Source organism: Protofrankia sp. Cas8 (assembly GCF_963555845.1).
Lineage (GTDB): Bacteria > Actinomycetota > Actinomycetes > Frankiales > Frankiaceae > Protofrankia.
Genome location: NZ_CAUVXI010000041.1, coordinates 2,363 through 21,489 on the forward strand (window position 1 = coordinate 2,363; position 19,127 = coordinate 21,489).

Here is a 19,127-nt window from a genome sequence, read left to right on the forward strand (position 1 = left end):
CCGAGGCAGGCGACATCTCGTTCGAGGCCGACGGCCTGGTCGTCACCCGCTCCGGACGGCGGCTGCTCGACGGGGTCGGGTTCACGCTGCCGCAGCGCAGTCTGCTGGCTGTCGTCGGGCCGAGCGGCGCCGGGAAGTCCACCCTGCTCGGCGCGCTGACCGGGCAGCGCCCCGCCGACTCCGGCGAGGTCCGCTACGCCGGCCGCGATCTCTACGCGTCCTACGAAGAGCTGCGCCAGCGCATCGGGCTCGTCCCCCAAGACGACATCCTGCACCCGCAGCTGACCGTCCGCCGGGCTCTGCGGTACGCGGCCGAGCTGCGGTTCCCCGCTGACACCCCGGCGGCCGAGCGCAACGCGCGGGTCGAGGAGGTGATCGGCGAGCTGGGGCTGGTCGACCAGGCGGAGCAGCGGATCAGCACGCTCTCCGGTGGGCAGCGCAAGCGCACGAGTGTGGCGCTGGAGCTGCTCACCCGCCCGTCCCTGCTCTTCCTCGACGAGCCGACGTCCGGGCTGGACCCGGGCATGGACAAGTCGGTGATGCAGACCCTGCGCAAGCTGGCCGACGACGGCCGAACGGTGGTCGTCGTCACGCACTCACCGGCGCAGCTCGACCTGTGCGACCGGCTGCTCGTGCTCGCGTCGGGCGGTCGGCTCGCCTACTTCGGCCCGCCCGGTGAGGCGCTCGGATACTTCGGCCAGCGTGACTTCGCGGACATGTTCCTGCTGCTCGACCAATCGCGGGACGTCGACTGGACGGCTCGGTTCCGGGCCTCGCCCGAGTATGCGAAGTACGGGATGCCGAGCAGCGCGGCGCAGCCCGCGGCGCCTGCGGCACGGGCAGCGCCGGACGCGCCGCCGCGCCAGCAGCCGGCGCTGCGCCAGTTCGCCGTGCTCGCCCGCCGTTACCTCGCGGTGATCGCGGCCGATCGGGCCTACGCGCTGTTCCTGCTGGCGCTGCCGCTGGTACTGAGCCTGTTCGCACGGCTGCTTCCGGGCGGGCACGGACTGTCGTGGACAAGCCGGCAGACCAGCCCCGACAGCGACATCTCGCCGCTCATGCTCGTGCTCATCCTCGGGTGCGCGTTCACGGGATTCGCCGGAGCGTTCCGCGAACTGGTCAAGGAACGCTCCGTCTTCCGCCGCGAGCAGGCGATCGGGCTCTCGCGCGGCGCCTACCTCTGGTCGAAGCTCGCCGTGCTGGGTCTGATCAGCAGCGTTCAGGCCGTGATTCTGGCCTTCGCCGGACTGTACGGCCAGCGCGCGCCGGACCGGCCGCTCGTACTGGGCGACGGGGTAGCCGAGGTCGCCGTCGCCATGGTCGCGGTCGCGCTGGCCGCGATGGCCCAAGGGCTACTGGTCTCAGCACTGATCGGGAACCCCGACCGCGGCATGCCGATCCTCGTGCTCGTCCTGCTGCTGCAGCTGCTGCTGTGCGGGCTGCTCATCCCACTGGACGGCCATCCGCCACTGGAACAGCTCGCGTACCTCATGCCTGCTCGGTGGGGATTCGCGATGGTCGCGGCGACCACCGGCTACCGCCAGACCCCGGCCGCCCCCAAGATCGACCCGCTGTGGACGGCCGACGCCGGCACCTGGGCGCTTGACCTCGCCGCGCTCCTGCTGCTGACCGCAGCCGTCGCGTGGGCGACGTGGTCCGTCCTGCGCCGCGGATCGGCCCCCCGGAAGGGCCGGTGACCGGGCCGGGCGCGGCGGGTGGCGCCACCCGCCGTCAGAGTTTTATACAAGCCTGTCTTGACAGGATGATATAAAACTAGTCGTGGCTGTGAGTCGCGAACAGCTCCGCCGCGAAGCGGACAGGGCGATCGATGTTGACATTGAAAGCCGCGCAGTAGCCGTAGCCGGCCCAGCCCGCCAGTTCCGAGCGCTGCACGGTCGGCCGGGACATCCCGCACGGCACGGGCGTCGCATCCGTGATCCAGTGGTTGTCGAACCAGAAGTCGCTGTCCGCCGCCACTATCCGGATCATGTCCTTGACCAGTGCTAATGCCGTCCTCAGCCGTTTGTTGTAGCCAGACTGTCCGGGCAGGTAGGGGAACATCCCGGCCAGGTGCTTACGGGCGTAGCGCAGCCAGCGGGCCTGCGAGCGGTGGCCGAGCAGGGGCTTGGGCGACGGCCAGGTAGACGAGTTCGGAGTCGGAGAGTAGCGGCGGCTTGCCCATCCGGCGCCTCCCTCCGATCCGGTTGTCGATCTTTACGTACAGTGCGGTCAGGAGGGTCTCCAGGTCTTGGGTCACGTCTTGATCTTGGAGGCCCTCTCTCTATGCCCGGCCATCAGCCGCCCAGAGTTTGGAATTACTCGTCTAAGCGGAGCAGGCCCAGCTGATCGAGCCGGCCAGGGTGCGGCCCGCTGAGGTCTGTCCGCTGAATGACAGCGAACCGCCCGTGGACGTGATCGCGGCGGTGGTTGCGATGGCGTCCACCGCGTACGCGCCTTCGGCGGATGAGCTGATCGAAACGGTGACCAGGGCCGGGTAGGACCCGGGGCCGTGGTAGGCGGCGACCCGCACGGTCTCGGCGACGGTGTATCCGCGAATGACGCCATTGGCGGTTTCGGCATAGCGTCGGCCGGCCTCGCAGGTGACGGTTGTGTCAACATGGCCGGCAACCGCGACTGGTGATGTGATCGATACTGTCAGAGATCCCGGGCCGCCGGTTCCGTGCCCGGCGGGCACAGTGGCCGGCGGGGCGGTCACGGGTGCGGTCACGGACGTGGCTGTGGTCGTCACCTGCGATGACGAGGAGGTGGACGCCTGCGTGGTTGCCGCGGCCGCGGTCGTGCGGACGGTATGGGCACCGGCCTGGCACGCTGCCAGCGGAAGAACCGCGACGCCGGCGAGGATCACGGCGGCCATCCGAGAGCGACTGGCGTGATGACGGTTCATCGTTGTTCGACACCTCTTCGGGCGGGGACGGCTGGGGGGCCTTGCATCTCCGGAGCCTGCCCGGTGTTTGTGAGAGTTGGATGTGCGAACAGACGGTTCGGCTCGAATGGAACTCACATGTCCGGTCGGTGTGATTATGGCCTGCGCGACACGCAGGCGGGATGGGGGGCACATGAGCGACAACGGGAACCGTGATCCGCAGCCGATGCGGGTCCTGGTTGTGGATGATGAGGCGAACATCGTCGATCTTGTGCGTATGTCCTTGCGTTTCCACGGCTTCGACGTGGTCACCGCCGCTTCCGGCCGGGATGCGATTACCGCTGTCACCGAGACCGCACCGGATCTCGTGGTGCTTGACGTGTTGCTGCCCGACACCGACGGCTTCGAGGTCTGCCGCCGGCTGCGTGACGCGGGCATCGAAACTCCGGTGATCTTTCTGACCGCCCGTGATCGTCAGGCCGACAAGGTCGCCGGTCTGACCTATGGCGGCGACGACTACGTGACCAAGCCCTTTTCCATCGACGAACTGGTGGCCCGGGTGCGCGCAGTGCTCCGGCGGGCGCGACGTGACCAGTTACCACTGACCGCGCAGGTGCTCGCCTTCGCCGATCTCGTCCTGAACGAGGACACCCACGAGGTGACCCGTGACGGTCATCCGCTCGAGCTGTCGCCCACCGAGTTCAAGCTGCTGCGATATCTGCTGGCGAACCCGCGCCGGGTGCTCTCACGTGCCCAGATCCTTGACGCGGTCTGGAACTACGACTTCGACGGCGGCCACACCATCGTCGACCAGTACGTGAGCTATCTGCGGCGCAAACTCGCGCCGCACGGGCCGCCGCTGATCCACACCCAGCGCGGTTTCGGCTATGTGCTGCGGGAGCCCTGATCCTGACCGTCAGCCCGTCAGCCCGTCAGCCCGTCAGCCCGTCAGCCCGTCAGCCCGTCAGCCCGTCAGCCCGTCGGCCGGGACGGCCCGGCGCCGACCCCGAGGCGATCAATGCCCAGCTCGATGTCATCGAGGTCGTCCGCGGTCAGCGCAAGGCCGGCGCCAGCAATCCATCCGTCCACCTGGGCCGGCCTGCGTGCGCCGACGATCGCCGCGCTCACGCCGTCGAACGTCAGGGTCCAGGCGACGGCGACCGCTGCGACTGTCGTGTCGTGTCGCTTCGCCACAGTCCGCAGGATGTCGGCGAGAGCGAGATTGCTGTGCAGCGCTTCGCCGGTGAAGTCCGCCGACCCGCGCCGCCAGTCGTCGGCCGGAAGGTCCGCCGAACGCTGCGCGGTCCATGCCCCGGTGAGTAGTCCCGACTGCATCGGGCTGTAGACAATGACCCCGATGTTGTGCTTCGCGCAGTAGGGCAGGACGTCTGTAGCCACGGTCCGCCTGATCGCCGAGAACGGCGGCTGGAGCACATCGACCCCACCTGCATACGCGGCACGTTCGAGCAGTTCGACGTTGACGTTCGACACGCCTACCAACCGGATCTTTCCTTCCGCGCGCAGTTCGTGCAGGGTCGCGACGGAATCCTCGATCGGTGTGCCGTCATTCGGTGGCCAGTGCAGCTGGTAAAGATCGATTCGATCGACCGTCAATCGTCGCAGGGACCCGTCAACTTCGCGGCGGATTGACTCGGGCGCTCCCACCCTCGTGGGCAGGGGCGCTGTGTCCGGGTCCCAGACCATGCCGCACTTGGTGAACACGTACGGCCGGTCGCCGTCGCTGAAATCCGTGAGCGCTCGTGCCACGATCTGCTCGGAGTGCCCGCGCCCGTACACCGCCGCTGTGTCGATCCAGTTCACGCCGTGTTCTACGGCATGCCTGATGGCGGCCACCGATTCATCGTCGTCCTGGGCGCCCCATCCGAATGCGTGCTCCGCACCGCCGATCGCCCAGGCGCCGAAGCCGACCCGGGTGATGTTCAAACCGGTTGCGCCCAAGAGCGCTGTAGGAAGGGTCATGGTCAGTGCGCACCCCCATGCGAGATTCCGGAACCGGATGGTAACGAACACTCCCGGCTAAGAGCGACCGGGACCGTGCCGGCTTCTCCAGCATGAAAGCATCCACCGGCCCGGAAGTCCCGGCGGCCGGGAATGCCAGCGATGTCATGCTTGTCCTGTTGACATTGCCTAACGGCAGGGCGTCGATCATTAATGCCGCCGCGCCGCGAGCGGGTCCGGACACATCGTCCGCCGGGTACCGGACGACCCAGGTCACTATGTGGTCGCGCGGGTCCGTGGGGGTGAAACGTGCCTCGCGTACATCACGTTGAGTAATCAAACTGGTGGTATGGGTCGCCTTCCAGGCAGTAGGCAAGCTGCCCTCGGGGACGCCCTCAGCGAGCGGCGCGCCGCCGGGCGTGCCTGAAGGCCTCGCTATCAACAGTGCTGCCGGCACGCCTACCGTGACGGCGTCCAGCCCGCCCGAAGCGGTCGACGGTAGCCGTGGAGGTCTGCCGCCTGCGGTTGCCGTGGGTTACCGCGGGCGTTACGCCGCCATCTGGCACGTGAGGTATGTAGTGGACTTCCTTCCCCGGAGACCTCCCGTGATGGCCTGTAGCCGTGTAGCGTCTTCCATGGCCAAGTTCGGCGGTTGGCGTCCACAAGGGACGCCGATGGCGAACACTGTCGTGGGAGCGCCAAAATCCCACTTCAGACGGTCCGGGGCCCGCGCGGTGTGGGTCCTGACTGCACCAGCAGGGAGAACGGCACGTGGCTCAGGGCACGGTTAAGTGGTTCAACTCGGAGAAGGGCTTCGGCTTCATCTCCGTGGACGGCGGCGGTTCGGATGTCTTCGTCCACTACAGCGCGATTGACATGGACGGGTACAAGAGCCTGGAAGAGGGGCAGCGGGTCGAGTTCCAAGTGACCCAGGGACAGAAGGGTCCACAGGCTGACGCCGTTCGGGTCGTCTGAGCCACGAGAGACGTAACTCCACAGTCGTAGGGCGAGGGTCCGCCATCTCCAACTGAGGGGCGGGCTCTTGTCATTTGTCGATGGCGGGGCGATTCGTGCGCAGTCATGGCGTGTCGCGCTTTGCTCCCCTGTCGTTTTTCTTCCGGTTGATCGTGCGCTTTCGCCTGGCTGAACATGTGTGTCCAGCATGTCGGATGCGCCAATTTTGATCTTTAACTCGCCGAACGAAGACTGTTCACCGAATTTTATTGTTGCGCACATCCATCGGATGAAACGTCCACTGAATCACTTCAGCCAGCCATACTGACGGCGGACTACCGGCCGTGGGATACCAGCAGTTCGGCGATCTGGAGGGTGTTCAACGCCGCGCCTTTGCGCAGGTTGTCGCCGCACACGAACATGGCGAGCTCACACGGGTCGTCGGGCGATTGCCTGATGCGCCCGACCCAGGTCGGATCGGTACCGACGACGTCTGCCGGTGTGGGGAAGTCTCCCGCCGCCGGGTCGTCCAGGACGGCCACCCCCGGCGCCGCACGCAGGACGGCCCGTGCGTCATCCGCGGCCACCGGGCGCGCGAACCACGCGTGCACCGCCACCGCGTGGGTCGTCACGACGGGTACCCGTACACAGGTTGCGGACACCTTGAGCCCGGGAAGCCCCAGGATCTTCCGGGACTCGTTCCGGATCTTCATTTCCTCAGACGACCAGCCGCCGTCCTGGTGGGAACCGGCCCACGGCACGACGTTCAGGGCCAGTGGCGCCGGGAACGGGCCGAGCCCGTGCTCCCCGATGGCTTTGCGGACGTCCCCGGCGCTCTGGCCGGGTCCCAGCCAGGTGTCGCCAGCTGTGTCGGTGGACCTGCTGTCGGTGGACCTGCTGTCGGTGGACCTGCCGGGGGTCGGCATGGCGCCAACCACGGTGGCGAGCTGGGCGTAGAGGGTGTCGATACCAGCCTGGCCTGCTCCGCTCGCCGCCTGGTAGGACGTCGCGACCAGCGATTCCAGCCCGAACACGCGGTGCAGCGCGCCAACCGCGACGATCATCGACAGCGTCGTGCAGTTCGGGTTGGCGATGATCCCGCGCGGCCGGTCCGCCGCCGCCTGCGCGTTCACCTCGGGGACGACCAGCGGGACGTCCGCCTCCATCCGGAAGGCGCCCGAATTGTCAACCGCGATCGCCCCGCGGGACGCCGCGACCGGTGCCCACTGTCTGGAGACCTCGTCCGGGACGTCGAACATGGCGATGTCGACACCGTCGAAGACCTCGGGGGTCAGCGCCAGCACCTCGACGTCGCCGCCGCGCAGTCGCAGTCTGCGCCCGGCGGACCGCGCGGAGGCGATCAGTCGGATTTCGCCCCAGATATCCGGGCGTTCGCCCAGCAGCGAGAGCATCACGGTGCCGACCGCACCGGTTGCGCCGACCACGGCCAGCGTGGGACGGCTGCCGGCCGCTGGCGCGGTCATCGACCGGTCCCCGCGTACACGATTGCCTGACTGTCAGGATCGGCGAGTTCGAACGCACTGTGGACGGCTCGGACAGCGACCTGCAGGTCGGTGTCGCGGATGACCACCGAAATCCGAATCTCAGAGGTCGAAATGATCTCCACATTGACCCCGGCGTCCGCGAGTGCGCCGAAGAAGCGGGCCGACACCCCCGGGTGCGACTTCATCCCGGCACCGATCAGCGAGACCTTGCCGATGTGATCGTCATACAGGGTCCGTTCGAAGCCGATCTCACCACGGACCTTCTCCAGCGCGGTCAGCGCGGTGCGGCCGTCGGTCTTCGGAAGGGTGAAGGAGATGTCGGTCCGCCCGGTGCCGGCCACCGACCCGACCTGCACGATCATGTCGAGGTTGACGTCCGCGTCGGCGACGGCCCGGAAGACGGCGGCGGCCACGCCGGGCTTGTCCGGGCAGCCGGCCACGGTCACCTTCGCCTCGCTCTGGTCGTGAGCGACCCCACGAATGATGGCCTGTTCCACGAGCTCTGCCTCCGGAATCTCGGTGACCCACGTACCCGGCTTCGAGGAGAACGAGGACCGGACGTGTACGGGGACGGTGTAGCGGCGTGCGTACTCGACACAGCGAAGCATCAGCACCTTGGCTCCGCAGGCCGCCATCTCCATCATTTCCTCGTAGGAAATGCGCTCGATGCGGCGGGCGTCCGGCACGATCCGCGGGTCGGCGGTGAAAACGCCGTCCACATCGGTGTAGATCTCGCAGAAGTCGGCCTGCAGCGCGGCTGCGAGGGCCACAGCGGTTGTATCCGAGCCGCCCCGACCGAGCGTTGTCACGTCCTTCGTATCCTGGCTGACGCCCTGGAAACCGGCGACGATCGCAATCGCTCCCGAGTCCAGAGCGTCGCGGATGCGCCCCGGCGTGACATCGATGATGCGGGCCTTGCCGTGCGCCGAAGTCGTGATCACGCCGGCCTGGGAGCCCGTGAACGAGCGTGCCTCGGCGCCCAGGTTCGAGATCGCCATGGCCAGCAGCGCCATTGAGATGCGTTCACCGGCGGTGAGCAGCATGTCAAGCTCGCGGGCCGGCGGAACAGGCGTGACCTGTTCCGCGAGTGCGAGCAGGTCGTCGGTGGTGTCACCCATCGCGCTCACCACGACTACCACGTCGTCGCCGCAACGGCGTTGAGCCACGATCCGCGCGGCGACCCGTTTGATCCGGTCGGCATCCGAGACGGAGGAACCGCCGAACTTCGCCACCACGACCGCCATGCGCTCCAGGTTACTGGGCACTGCGGGGCTGCGAGAAGGGCTGCGGCTACACCGCTTTCTGCCAGGCCACGAGCCGTCCTGCCGGAGCCGAGGGCGGGCTTGTCAGCCGGGGGGAATGGGCGCTGTCAGAACGATCCTGAATATCATATTTCGACGACCACGAAAAGAGCCGCTCGCGCTCTGGCTGAAAATCCGCGATCGCGATATTAGGGAGGGCACACGGATGTGCGGGATGTGCATCATCCGCCGGTGTGGTACCGATCACGGTCGAGCCATAGCGGATGAAACATGTATTTCGTGAGTTCATCAGCTGATAACCAGGCATTCCCGGGTATTGCGTACACTGCCATCGTCACGGATGGTGGTCGATGTTCGCCGTCTCGTGCAGGCCCCGTGAGTGTGCAGGCCGAGGTACCGCTATGCTCCGTTCGTCCTACTTGGGGGGGACACCAAGATTGGGACCGACGAAGGGCTTGAAGAGCCAGTGATGATCAAGTATGGCGCGCGGTGGAGTGCGACCGCGGTGCTCTCCGCCGCTCTCCTCACCGGTGGGCTTGTCGCCTGTAAGCCAGCCGATTCGGGCCTGACGCAACCCGCTCACGGTACGGCGTCCCCGACGGGAAGTCAGCTGCCTCGGACTCCCGCGGGCGCCGCAACCACGCCGCCGGCCGTGACGGCTGTCCCGTCGCCGACCGCCACGCGCGGCGCCCAGGCCCAGGCCCCGGCAGTCACGCAGACCCTGCCGGCTCTCCCGGCCGGCGGCGCCGGCATGCCGGTTATACCCTCGGCGCCGGCGCCATTGCGGACGGTCAGAGTGTCAACGGCCCAGCAGCTGACCGCCGCGCTCGCGGCAGCCCAGCCTGGGGACCTCATCGCGCTCGCGGACGGCCAGTACAGCGGACACTTCGTCGCCGACAGGCCGGCGACAGCGAAGGCTCCGATCACGGTGCGTGGCTCGCGCAACGCGGTGATCGACGGTGGTTCGATCGACAGCGGCTATTCCTTCCACCTCGACAACGCCGACTACTGGCGGCTGGAGGGCTTCACGATCCAGAGCGGCCAGAAGGGCGTGATGACCGACCAGACCAACGGGGCGGTCATCTCCGGGCTGCTGGTGCGCAACGTCGGTGACGAGGCCATCCATCTGCGGAACTTCTCCACCGACAATTTCGTCGTGGGATGCGTCGTCAGTGGTACCGGGCGCAAGGAACCGGGCTTCGGTGAGGGCATCTACATCGGCACGGCCAAGTCGAACTGGGAGAAGTTCAGCGGCGGGAAGCCGGACAACTCCGACCGTAACAAGATCATTGGAAACACGATCAGCGGGGTGACCGCGGAGGCGGTTGACATCAAGGAGGCCACGACCGGCGGTCTCCTGGGTAACAACACCTTCAACGGTTCGGCCATCTCCGGCGCCAACTCCGCGGACTCGTGGGTCGATGTGAAGGGCAACAACTGGCTCATCGAGGGCAACACCGGGGTGGACAGCCCGAAGGACGGGATACAGACCCACGTCATCATCGACGGCTGGGGCACGGGGAACATCATCACCGGGAACAGGCTCGACGTCGACGGTCCCGGCTTCGGCGTCAGCATCGACAAGCCGAGCAACACCGCGAACATCGTCTCGTGCACCAACATCGTCATCGCGGCGGCCGACGGCCTGTTCAACGTGCCCTGCGTGAAGTAACCGGCGGGAAGCTTCAGCCCGGGTCCGTCATTGCGGACCCGGGCCCGGGCTCTCGCCGTATCACAGGCGCGTCTGAGTCCTTCAATCAACACGCTATCTGCTTGTCGCGGACCGGACGACCGGCACGCTGCTCGGCTACGAGCAGGTTCTTACCTCGAAGGCTGGAAAGCTCGGCGTTTCCATCCCGGCGGTCATCAGCTATCAGTTGTGGTTGGCTGCGGGCAGCGCCAGAAGTGTGACCGATACCCTGTAGGTTCTGTCGGGGATTCTGAAGTAAGCGCGAACAGCGGCAGTTGTGCGCCCGGGTGCGGCCGCTCCCGCCGGGCGAGCGCCCGCATGTTACCCGGCCAGTCCTTCAGTTGGTCACCTTTCGTACCCGTGCGGCACAGGCCGGTGAGCTCGGTGACGTCCGCGCCCTCCCGCGGCTCGCCCTCGGCGATCGTCACCGCGATGTCCGTGAACACCCGGCCCCGGTCGGCCAGCATCCACACCATCGCGGTCCCGACGTGGGAGAGCACGTCTCTGCCGCCGACCTCGCCGGCCAACCCCTGCGACCGCCCCGTACCATTCACCTGGAAAGTGCCTCTCGGCTCGGGCTCCGACACGGACTTCAGACACCCGTATCTTCCCAGGTCAGGGGCACTTTCCTGTCATCGGAGACCCTCAGAGAGATCAAGGATCTTCGGCGTGAAAAGCCGGGGCCAAGATGACAGGGCCCAACTATGAGCCGCTACCAGCAAGATCAAAAATAAACTCCTGGTCACCTGTAAGGTTTGGCGCCCAGCTGGACATAGATATGGTGATGAGGACGGGAGGTTTTTGGATAGATGCGCGCGTTGGATCGGCTCAACTGGAGGGCTCGGGATGAAGAAGTATTCGTGGAATTCTACCGGAAAAGCTTCAGGGCCGTACACTCCTACCTGGAGCGACGATTGGCCGACCACAGTGGCATCGACGACGCTATAGCGGAGACATACCTTGTCGTGTGGCGGCGACGGCAGGATATCCCGCCAACAGATTCGGAGTCCATCGCATGGGCTATAGGCGTCGCCAGGTATTGTCTCGCCAATCAACGGCGAAGTGCACTACGCCGCCAGAGGCTCTTTATAAGGCTTAGGCAAGTCGGGCAAGAACCGTCCGGGATGAGTGAGAGCGGCGACTGGGAAGCCATCGCTATCGAAGAGTTCAACCGACTCCCTGATGGCGATAGAGAAATACTTGGTCTCGCTTATTGGGATGATCTTAAAGTTGATGAAATCGCTGTCGTTTTGAAGTGCACATCGAACGCTGCATCGGTCCGACTGCATCGAGCGAAACGCCGCCTTAAAGAAAGAACGGAGGCTGTTGCCGGCGCCAGTTTCTGCACGGCTGAAGAAAAGGTAGATGGTTAACTTCGAACTTTCCGGGGTGTGCGATGAACCCAACGTCAGAAGAGCGACTGGGTGAAATACTGCGAGCAGCGGATCCGTTCGATTCACTCGGCGGGGACATGTCCGAATCGGACAGTCATGCAGGTGAGATACTGGCCGAAAGGATACGGCCTAAAATCAAGCGTCGCGCACGACGTATTATTTTGATTCCGGTGGCTGTCGCCTGCGCGGCGGCGGCAATCGGTGCCGGCTTCGCGCTAGGAACCGCACCCGCCAAGATGGCAGCTACCGGCTGCTACCAGTCTACAAACCCAAACAGTGACGTAGCGGTACTGAACACAGTCGCATCAAACCCACTTGACGCCTGCAGGTCGATTTGGTCCGCATCATTCAACGAGCCGCCACCGGACGAGTTGGAGGCTTGCGTTGGACCTTCCGGTCAGGTCGTCGTTTATCCTGGCCGCGCTGGCCTCTGCGACAGCATGAATCTTCGTGGGTTCAGTGGTGCCGTCTCCGATGAGGCCCGCGGTGTTGCGGCGGTTAATCTCGAATTTCGCACCCATTACCAGGGCGCGAGTTGCATAGATCCATCCGATGCGAGGGGAGTTCTAAAAGGAATCTTGGACAAAAACGGCATGGCGGATTGGAGTATCGATGATGGAGGTTTCGCCCAGCCCTGGAGTGAGGGCCGCCCGTGCGCCTATCTTGCAATGAATGAAAGCTCGAACAGAGCGGTACTTCTGCCAGTACCGAGGGCGTGATTCGACGGAAAGATATCTTGGCTCGGGCTCGCAGCCGGTTCGCACGGCACCCTGACCATCGGCTTGTTTCAAAGAAATCTTCAGGGTTTGCAGAAGTGACTGATCGAGAGCCCAGGCTGAGGATCGCTGGCTAATTTCGCCCGTGCCTCGACGGTCGGGTCGGTGGCCGGTGGAATTGGTGCAGTCAGCAACCGTTCCACCGGCCCGGCCACCGCTTCCAACACAGGCCGGACCCGCAACGTCTCCCGCGGAAAGTGATGATTGGTGCGATTAGGCGGCGTCGGCGACCACGTGCAGGCTGCGGTTGGGGAGGGCTGTGGCGAGCGTGGTGACCATTTGGCGGGCCAGCCGCAGCCGGGAGGCCGACACGGTGTTCGTCCGGACGAGGCGGGCGAGGACGGGTAGGCACACCGGCCGGTCGAGCATCGGGAGTCGCACCACGATCCCGAGGAGCACCCAGGTGTTCCCGAATCCGACCGTGGTGGGGCCTGTCGCGGAGCCGTCGTGGAACCAGCCGGCCGCCCAGACTTTCTTTCCGGATCGGTGGAACAAGGTGTCATCGACGGCTACCGTCACGGCGCCGGTCGGTACCAGGAGGGTGACGACGAGGTGGGCCAGGGCCAGTCCGAGCTGTTCGGGGGACCAGGCGGCGTGGGAGAAGAACCGGTGGGCCCGGTGATGGGGCCATACCCGGGACAGGCCGGCGCCCGTGAGCATGCCGCAGACCGTTCGTTCCCGTGTCTGTGCCAGCAGGCCGTACACCAGGGCGGCGAACGTGGTGAAACTCGGTATATATTGATTGATGATGCAAATTTTCCGCGGCTTACCTGGGCGTTCGGGGTCGATTATAAGAGGTGCTTACCCTGACTGGTTCGAAGACCTCGAAGGATTTCAGCGTGAAGCAGTCGCCATTCTTGATGATGTGGTCGGGTTCTGACTCGGGTCCCGGGGATTTGGTTGATCGGTTTCTGTACAGTCCGGTGACGGCGAGACGTTTGTGTATGAAGGACTGAAACAGGCGCGTCGGGACTCCGGAGTCGCAGTGGTTCTCAGCGGCGACTATGGTGGGACGATTTTTCTGACCGTTCCGGTGCGGCTGGTTCGGTGTGACGCTGAGGCGCTCTTCACCCTCGTGTCCGATCTGGATGCGGTCACCTGGATGAGTGGGGATCCGACCATCGCCACCGTGGCCTTCAAGCAGTGTCCGGTTGGATCGACGGTTGAGGGTGGCGATGGTGGAGGTCTCATCGTCTTGGTGGCAAGATCCGGGTCCAGGCGGCTGAGGTCGTTCTTGGGCGACGTCAACGCATTGACGGAGACCTCCTGCGGAGCGAACGGACCCGTGAGCTTGAGCGTAAACGGGCCTGGCGGGCGAAACAGCCGCCTTTACCCAGAAACGCTCCGTGGGATTTTGACATCTCACCACCCATCGTTCCGTTCCCTGAATAGCCCACGGGCTGTCGTAACTCGACGTTCGCTGTTACGCCGCGCCGGTCGTCCAGGCCAGGCGGACGGCATGGATCTCCGCTGGGGGGTCAGGTGCTCGGAACGAGTGACCTGATGTCTGGTGGCGATCACGTACGGTGCTCGCGGGCGTGACCATGGTCGTCGCCGGGTGGTGCGGACATCTGTCACCGGTGGTGGCGGGGCTCGGCCTGTACCGCACCCGACCGGACCGACGGTGGGCGGGTGCCCTAGCGTGTGCGAAGGTTCTTTCGTAGCTGTTAAGCCCAGGTCACGCGATCATGACCTTTTCGCGTCGCCGGAGGTCCCCGGGGTAGGTCTGTACCTGCACGGGACGATCCGCGCCGGCGCGGACCGATCAGAGGGGACGATCTACAGATGGCCATCAGTCTCGCCAAGGGCGGCAACGTCAGCCTTACCAAGCAGGCGGCGGACGCGGGCACGCCCCAGCTCACCGCGTTGACGGTCGGGCTCGGTTGGGATGCCCGCACCACCACCGGAACCGACTTCGACCTGGACGCGTCCGCCATCGGCGTGAAGGCCGACGGCAAGGCTCTCACCAACGAGCATTTTGTTTTCTTCAACAATCTGAAGTCCCCGGAGGGCGCCATCACCCTCACCGGCGACAATCTCACCGGCGCGGGCGAGGGGGACGACGAGTCGATCGTCATCAACCTCGGTCAGGTACCGGCCGACATCGACAAGATTGTCGTACCGGTGTCGATCTACGGTGCGCAGGATCGGAACCAGAACTTCGGGCAGGTGCGCAACGCCTACATCCGCGTTGTCGACCAGACCGGAACCGAACTGGTCCGTTACGACCTTTCCGAGGACTACTCCACCGAGACGGTGGTGATTTTCGGTGAGGTCTACCGCAACGGTGCGGAATGGAAGTTCCGGGCGGTCGGCCAGGGTCACAACGACCTTGGTGGTCTCGCCCGTGATCATGGTGTCACCATCTGACACCATGCGTGACATGGCCTGTCGGTGGACGGCGATGCTTCGGCTCCCCGTCCACCGATGGCAACGGTGTGTGATCGGTAGGTGGCGGTAGATCTGGGAAAGTCATGGGTATGACGCCCATGATGACCGCCTGGCAGGTCACCACACCGGCACCGGCAACGGCGCGACCGCTGCGGTGCACGACCCTGCCCGTGCCCGAACCCGCTGCCGGCGAGGTGCGTCTGCGGGTCGCGGCCTGCGGGGTCTGCCGTACAGACCTGCATCTCGCCGAAGGCGACCTCCGGCCGCGTCGACCCAACACGGTTCCCGGGCACGAGGTGGTCGGCTATGTCGACGCCGTCGGCCCCAAGGTGGAAGATGTCGCCCCCGGTGACCGGCTCGGGATCGCCTGGCTGCGGGAGACCGACGGGACCTGCACCTACTGCCGGCGCGGCGCGGAGAACCTGTGTCTGGTCTCCCGCTACACCGGTTGGGATGCCGACGGCGGTTATGCCGAGTACGCCGTCGTCCGCGCGGACTACGCCTACCGGCTGCCTGAGGGCTACTCCGACGGTGAGCTGGCGCCGCTCCTGTGCGCCGGCATTGTCGGTTTCCGGGCGCTGCGCCGCGCCGACCTGCCACCGGGCGGCCGACTCGGGATCTACGGCTTTGGCGCGTCCGCCCACCTGGCCGCGCAGGTGGCGCTGGCGCAGGGCGCGAGGGTCCATGTGCTGACCCGGTCGCAGACGGCGCGGCGACTCGCGCTCTCGCTCGGCGCATCGTCAGCCGCCGGGCCCTACGACGCCCCGCCGGAGCCGCTGGACGCCGCGGTCCTGTTCGCGCCGGTCGGTGACCTAGTGCCCGTTGCGCTGGGAGCACTGGACCGGGGCGGGACGCTGTCGATCGCCGGTATCCACCTGTCCGATGTGCCGGCGCTGAGCTACCAGCGGCACCTGTTCCAGGAACGGACGCTGCGGAGCACGACCGCGAGCACCCGGGCCGACGGGCGTGAGTTCCTCGAGATTGCTGCGCGGCATCGGCTTGCGGTCACGGTCCAGCCATATCCGCTGGACCGGGCGGACGAGGCGCTGATCGATCTGGCCGCGGACCGGGTGACCGGCGCCGCGGTCCTGTTCCCGGCCGGCTGAGCAGGGTCGGCTGAGCAGGGCCCGGCTGCGGGCCGGCTGCGGGCGACCGTAGCCCAGCCGCGGATCAGGCCCGTTTGACGGCCGCCAGCCGGCGTTCGGCGAGAGTGAGCAGGTCGGATACCTCCCTGCTGAGGTAGCCGGTGGCGCCGCGTCCGATCTGCCGTCGGCGCAGGATGCCCGCGCCGACGAGTTCCTCGGCCGCGGCCCAGGCGGCCTGCACGGACACGTCCAGGATGCGCGCCGCGCTGGCCGCGGTGAGCACCGGGGATCCGGGTAGCATGGTGATCAACCGATCGGCGGTTGACGGTTCCCGGGGCCGGTTGCGAACCACGACGGTCTGCTCCCGGCAGGCTGCCAGCCGGGTGTCCCAGGACCGGCGCAGTTCGGCGATCTCGTCCGCGAAGGTGCGGGCCTCCTCGATCGCCACCACCATGGAGTCGAGAAAGAAGGTCAACCACTGGTTCAGCGCGGCATGGGAGGCCCGGCCGCCGGGCGGACCGTCGTGGCAGTAGGCGGCCAGGGCCGTCACATAGCGGTCGGACCGGCTCACAAAGGCGAGGCTGACCGGTAGCACGGCCGGCGTGACCAGGCCCCGTCGGGCGAGCACAGCATGGATCAGCATCCGCGCCACCCGCCCGTTTCCGTCGTCGAACGGTTGGATGGTCTCGAACTGGGCGTGGACGAGCCCGGCCTGGATCAGCGGTGGATGGGCGTCGCCCGACGCATAGGCGGCAAGATCAGTCATCAGGCTGACCACCTCGGACGGCGGCGCGGGTATGAACGCCGCGTCCAACGGGTTCCACTCGCTTCCGCCGAGCCAGGTCTGAACCGACCGTGGGCCGGTGTGCCGGTGGCCCGGGAGCAGGGTGCGTTGCAGGTTGACGATGCCGTCCACGGTGATTGCCCCGGGTTCGGCGAGATCGGTGACCGCGTGGCGGAGCGCGGCGATGTTGCGGGCGACCCGGCGGGCGTTCACGCTGAAGCCCTCGACGACGCTGTCGGTACCGGCTCCGCTCGCGAACTCCGCCAGGGCGACCTGCTGGGGAGGGACCCCGATGCCCGCGATGCGCGACGAGGCAACCGCCTCGGACCGCAGGAGAAAGCCGGCCAGCCGGTCCAGGCTCACCATGACTGTGCCGGTCAGCGACCGGATGCCCGCCTCGACGGCGGTCGCGCGTGCGATGAGATCATCGTGGAGGCTCGGCGGCGACCCGGCGAGAGGATCGGGACAGTACGGGCGGTACACCCCCATGCGGCGCCCGCGCAACGGTGCGGCAGGGTTCGGGGCCCAGAGCTGTTCCCCGTATCGACCCATCGCCGGATTCCCCTGTTTTCAGCATTTCGACACAGGCAAACTCTTGGAGTTTGCTCAACTACGGTTCCGACCCCGGCCCAGAAGCTGTAGCAGCCCGGCCGCGGTTGCGCTGAGTGCGGCGGCGACGAGCACATCCCGGGGTAGCAGGTCGGCGGATTCCCGCTGAATACGGCCGTGGAAGCGGTCGAAACGTTCCGGCCACGGACTGCGGCCGGCGAAGTAGATTCCGATTTTGTCGGTGTCGGGAAGGCAGGCCCCGCTCATACCGGCGAGCACTGCGAGCCTTCGGCCGGGTGGAGCGGCCGCCGTCAGAACACCCATTGCGACCAGACCCGCCACGCCGTCGCGTCGGGCGACCGGAATCCAGTCCAGCCCCGGGCCGGTACCCCAGTGCGGCAGCATGTCCATTGCCAGGTGAGAGGCGAAACCAACGGCAAACGCGGGTATCGGCCGACGTAGTGCTGTACCGACCAGGGCCCCCGCACCTACGTGTGCACTAATGATCATTTGATGTGTGCTCCCCACGGTCGTAGGAGTTCATTCGCGCGCGGACGACCAGGTCGCGAACGCTGTCTGGACAGGGCTGCTATTCCCGTGCGGCCAGCGGCGGCGCGGCAAGAGTCGTGATCGCGCAGCCTCTGTCGAACTCGGCAAGAGCTGCCCACAGTAGCCGAGAGGGGTTCGCAGGCCTTCACACACGGCGCAGGCTCACACTGTCCTGCCTCGTACAGCCACCGATTGTGGAGTATCCGGTCAGGCGGCGGCCTGGTCAGGCGATCAGGTGACGACCCGGCGGCCTTCGAAGGCGCGACCGAGAGTCACCTCGTCCGCCCATTCCAGATCCCCGCCCATCGGCAGGCCACTGGCCAGACGGGTGACCTTCAATCCCATCGGAGCGATCTGGCGAGCCAGGTAGGACGCGGTGACTTCACCCTCGGTGTTCGGATCGGTCGCGAGAATCAGTTCGGTCACCGTCCCATCGGCCAGCCGAGCGATCAGCTCTCGGATGTGCAGGTCATCAGGGCCCACTCCGCCGATCGGATTGATCGCGCCACCGAGGACGTGATAGCGCCCCCGGAACTCCCGCGTCCGCTCGATGGCGACGACGTCCTTCGACTCCTCGACGACGCAGATCTGGGCCGGATCACGTCGCTGGTCGGAGCAGATCCGGCACAGTTCCGCCTGCGCGACGTTGAAACACAGCCGACAGAACCGGACCTTGTCCTTGACTTCGTTCAGCGTCGCCGCAAGGCGCCGCACATCGACGGGGTCCGCGGAGAGAAGGTGGAAAGCGATCCGCTGCGCGCTTTTCGGGCCGATACCCGGCAGCCGGCCGAGCTCGTCGATCAGATCCTGGACGATCCCCTCGTACATTGTCACCGACCTGCCCCGATGTGGCCGCCAGGCACGAGCCGGTCGCCGATCGGCATGCCTGTCATCCCAGGCCTGGGGCTTGCGGCCCCGAGCCCGACCCGCTGGCCAGACCTGACGGTCCGCTCGGAACTCCGAGCCCGCCCGGAACTCCGAGCCCACCAAGAGCGTCGCCCAGCCCGCCGGTGACCTCGCCCATCCGCTCCGCGGCGAGCCCGCGCGCGTTGACGGCGGCGTCCCGAACGGCCGCGAGGACGAGGTCCGCCAAGGTCTCGGTGTCGGTCGGATCGACCGCGGCCGGACTGATGGTGAGATCGACCAACTCGCCGCCGCCGGTCACGGTGGCTTTCACCAGACCTCCGCCCGCGGTGCCGTCCACTCTGGTGTCGGCGAGTTCCTGTTGGGCGGTCATCAACTCGGCCTGCATCCGCTGGGCCTGCATGAGGATCTGGCCGATGTCCGGCCCAGGTATCTGCGGGTTCGACATGTCCATGAGCCTACGTCCGGGGTCCGACGCACC

General features: G+C 66.4%; 17 protein-coding genes and 1 pseudogene. 7 read left to right on the forward strand and 11 right to left on the reverse strand.

Features of this window, described 5'->3' with window-relative positions; all coding sequences use genetic code 11:
* On the forward strand, window positions 1-1,697 hold a 1,697-nt coding region (locus tag U9977_RS08810), incomplete at its 5' end, for an ABC transporter ATP-binding protein (RefSeq protein ID WP_322748705.1).
* A 145-nt stretch (window positions 1,698-1,842) separates the two neighbouring features.
* On the opposite strand, the pseudogene U9977_RS26885 reads toward U9977_RS08810, so the two are convergent.
* Window positions 1,843-2,257, reverse strand: a pseudogene (locus tag U9977_RS26885) (IS982 family transposase); the annotation flags it as partial.
* A gap of 66 nt (window positions 2,258-2,323) precedes the next feature.
* Window positions 2,324-2,875 (reverse strand): hypothetical protein, encoded by a 552-nt coding sequence (locus tag U9977_RS08825; RefSeq protein ID WP_322748708.1) that lies wholly within the window; start codon window positions 2,873-2,875, stop codon window positions 2,324-2,326.
* Between the two features lie 202 nt (window positions 2,876-3,077).
* Between U9977_RS08825 and U9977_RS08830 the strand changes: the two genes are divergently transcribed.
* Window positions 3,078-3,791: a response regulator transcription factor gene (locus U9977_RS08830; protein ID WP_322748709.1), complete on the forward strand. Its 714-nt coding sequence runs from the start codon at window positions 3,078-3,080 to the stop codon at window positions 3,789-3,791.
* A gap of 65 nt (window positions 3,792-3,856) precedes the next feature.
* Here the strand turns inward: U9977_RS08830 and U9977_RS08835 are convergent, their stop codons facing one another.
* Window positions 3,857-4,864 (reverse strand): aldo/keto reductase, encoded by a 1,008-nt coding sequence (locus tag U9977_RS08835; RefSeq protein WP_322748710.1) that lies wholly within the window; start codon window positions 4,862-4,864, stop codon window positions 3,857-3,859.
* 750 nt (window positions 4,865-5,614) lie between these two features.
* Between U9977_RS08835 and U9977_RS08840 the strand changes: the two genes are divergently transcribed.
* The gene (locus tag U9977_RS08840; RefSeq protein ID WP_013872098.1) at window positions 5,615-5,818 is read left to right on the forward strand and encodes a cold-shock protein; all 204 of its coding nucleotides are present in this window, start codon (window positions 5,615-5,617) and stop codon (window positions 5,816-5,818) included.
* Between the two features lie 314 nt (window positions 5,819-6,132).
* Here U9977_RS08840 and U9977_RS08845 read toward each other — a convergent pair whose 3' ends face one another.
* Together U9977_RS08845 and U9977_RS08850 are read right to left on the reverse strand one after the other, a co-directional pair.
* A complete protein-coding gene (locus U9977_RS08845) occupies window positions 6,133-7,281 on the reverse strand; it encodes an aspartate-semialdehyde dehydrogenase (protein WP_322748711.1) in 1,149 nt (382 codons plus the stop codon).
* Window positions 7,278-8,546 (reverse strand): aspartate kinase, encoded by a 1,269-nt coding sequence (locus U9977_RS08850; protein WP_322748712.1) that lies wholly within the window; start codon window positions 8,544-8,546, stop codon window positions 7,278-7,280. The genes U9977_RS08845 and U9977_RS08850 overlap by 4 nt, the downstream gene beginning before the upstream one ends.
* Window positions 8,547-9,360: 814 nt before the next feature.
* Between U9977_RS08850 and U9977_RS08855 the strand changes: the two genes are divergently transcribed.
* Window positions 9,361-10,236 (forward strand): right-handed parallel beta-helix repeat-containing protein, encoded by an 876-nt coding sequence (locus tag U9977_RS08855; RefSeq protein WP_322748713.1) that lies wholly within the window; start codon window positions 9,361-9,363, stop codon window positions 10,234-10,236.
* Window positions 10,237-10,430: 194 nt separating this feature from the next.
* Here the strand turns inward: U9977_RS08855 and U9977_RS08860 are convergent, their stop codons facing one another.
* Entirely contained in the window at window positions 10,431-10,808 is a 378-nt protein-coding gene (locus U9977_RS08860) for a hypothetical protein (RefSeq protein ID WP_322748731.1), read from the reverse strand.
* A gap of 255 nt (window positions 10,809-11,063) precedes the next feature.
* Here U9977_RS08860 and U9977_RS08865 point away from each other — a divergent pair, with 255 nt between their 5' ends.
* Complete coding sequence (locus tag U9977_RS08865) at window positions 11,064-11,627, forward strand: sigma-70 family RNA polymerase sigma factor (RefSeq protein ID WP_322748714.1); 564 nt, start codon at window positions 11,064-11,066, stop codon at window positions 11,625-11,627.
* 1,010 nt (window positions 11,628-12,637) lie between these two features.
* On the opposite strand, the gene U9977_RS08870 is transcribed toward U9977_RS08865, so the two are convergent.
* Complete coding sequence (locus U9977_RS08870) at window positions 12,638-13,129, reverse strand: transposase (protein ID WP_416210529.1); 492 nt, start codon at window positions 13,127-13,129, stop codon at window positions 12,638-12,640.
* 1,080 nt (window positions 13,130-14,209) lie between these two features.
* Here U9977_RS08870 and U9977_RS08875 point away from each other — a divergent pair.
* The gene (locus U9977_RS08875; protein ID WP_322748715.1) at window positions 14,210-14,794 is read left to right on the forward strand and encodes a TerD family protein; all 585 of its coding nucleotides are present in this window, start codon (window positions 14,210-14,212) and stop codon (window positions 14,792-14,794) included.
* 122 nt (window positions 14,795-14,916) lie between these two features.
* On the forward strand, window positions 14,917-15,921 hold the full coding sequence (locus U9977_RS08880; protein WP_322748729.1) for a zinc-dependent alcohol dehydrogenase family protein: 1,005 nt from the start codon (window positions 14,917-14,919) through the stop codon (window positions 15,919-15,921).
* Window positions 15,922-15,985: 64 nt separating this feature from the next.
* Here the strand turns inward: U9977_RS08880 and U9977_RS08885 are convergent, their stop codons facing one another.
* From U9977_RS08885 to U9977_RS08900, 4 genes are all read right to left on the reverse strand, one after another.
* The gene (locus U9977_RS08885; RefSeq protein ID WP_322748716.1) at window positions 15,986-17,236 is read right to left on the reverse strand and encodes a Fic family protein; all 1,251 of its coding nucleotides are present in this window, start codon (window positions 17,234-17,236) and stop codon (window positions 15,986-15,988) included.
* A 54-nt stretch (window positions 17,237-17,290) separates the two neighbouring features.
* Window positions 17,291-17,743 carry a hypothetical protein gene (locus U9977_RS08890; protein ID WP_322748717.1) on the reverse strand — a complete coding sequence of 151 codons (453 nt, stop codon included), beginning with the start codon at window positions 17,741-17,743 and terminating at the stop codon, window positions 17,291-17,293.
* 270 nt (window positions 17,744-18,013) lie between these two features.
* A complete protein-coding gene (gene recR / locus U9977_RS08895) occupies window positions 18,014-18,610 on the reverse strand; it encodes a recombination mediator RecR (protein ID WP_322748718.1) in 597 nt (198 codons plus the stop codon).
* Window positions 18,611-18,671: 61 nt separating this feature from the next.
* Entirely contained in the window at window positions 18,672-19,094 is a 423-nt protein-coding gene (locus U9977_RS08900; RefSeq protein ID WP_322748719.1) for a YbaB/EbfC family nucleoid-associated protein, read from the reverse strand.
* Between the last annotated feature and the right edge of the window lie 33 nt (window positions 19,095-19,127).

What these genes read in the sequence shown, in the direction of transcription:
- U9977_RS08835 (WP_322748710.1), bottom strand. Translation starts at nt 4,864, where the DNA reads ATGACCCTTCCTACAGCGCTCTTGGGCGCAACCGGTTTGAACATCACC.
- recR (WP_322748718.1), bottom strand. Translation starts at nt 18,610, where the DNA reads ATGTACGAGGGGATCGTCCAGGATCTGATCGACGAGCTCGGCCGGCTG.
- U9977_RS08865 (WP_322748714.1), top strand. Translation starts at nt 11,064, where the DNA reads ATGCGCGCGTTGGATCGGCTCAACTGGAGGGCTCGGGATGAAGAAGTA.
- U9977_RS08890 (WP_322748717.1), bottom strand. Translation starts at nt 17,743, where the DNA reads ATGATCATTAGTGCACACGTAGGTGCGGGGGCCCTGGTCGGTACAGCA.
- U9977_RS08900 (WP_322748719.1), bottom strand. Translation starts at nt 19,094, where the DNA reads ATGTCGAACCCGCAGATACCTGGGCCGGACATCGGCCAGATCCTCATG.
- U9977_RS08830 (WP_322748709.1), top strand. Translation starts at nt 3,078, where the DNA reads ATGAGCGACAACGGGAACCGTGATCCGCAGCCGATGCGGGTCCTGGTT.
- U9977_RS08845 (WP_322748711.1), bottom strand. Translation starts at nt 7,281, where the DNA reads ATGACCGCGCCAGCGGCCGGCAGCCGTCCCACGCTGGCCGTGGTCGGC.
- U9977_RS08825 (WP_322748708.1), bottom strand. Translation starts at nt 2,875, where the DNA reads ATGGCCGCCGTGATCCTCGCCGGCGTCGCGGTTCTTCCGCTGGCAGCG.
- U9977_RS08880 (WP_322748729.1), top strand. Translation starts at nt 14,917, where the DNA reads ATGACCGCCTGGCAGGTCACCACACCGGCACCGGCAACGGCGCGACCG.
- U9977_RS08850 (WP_322748712.1), bottom strand. Translation starts at nt 8,546, where the DNA reads ATGGCGGTCGTGGTGGCGAAGTTCGGCGGTTCCTCCGTCTCGGATGCC.
- U9977_RS08875 (WP_322748715.1), top strand. Translation starts at nt 14,210, where the DNA reads ATGGCCATCAGTCTCGCCAAGGGCGGCAACGTCAGCCTTACCAAGCAG.
- U9977_RS08885 (WP_322748716.1), bottom strand. Translation starts at nt 17,236, where the DNA reads ATGGGTCGATACGGGGAACAGCTCTGGGCCCCGAACCCTGCCGCACCG.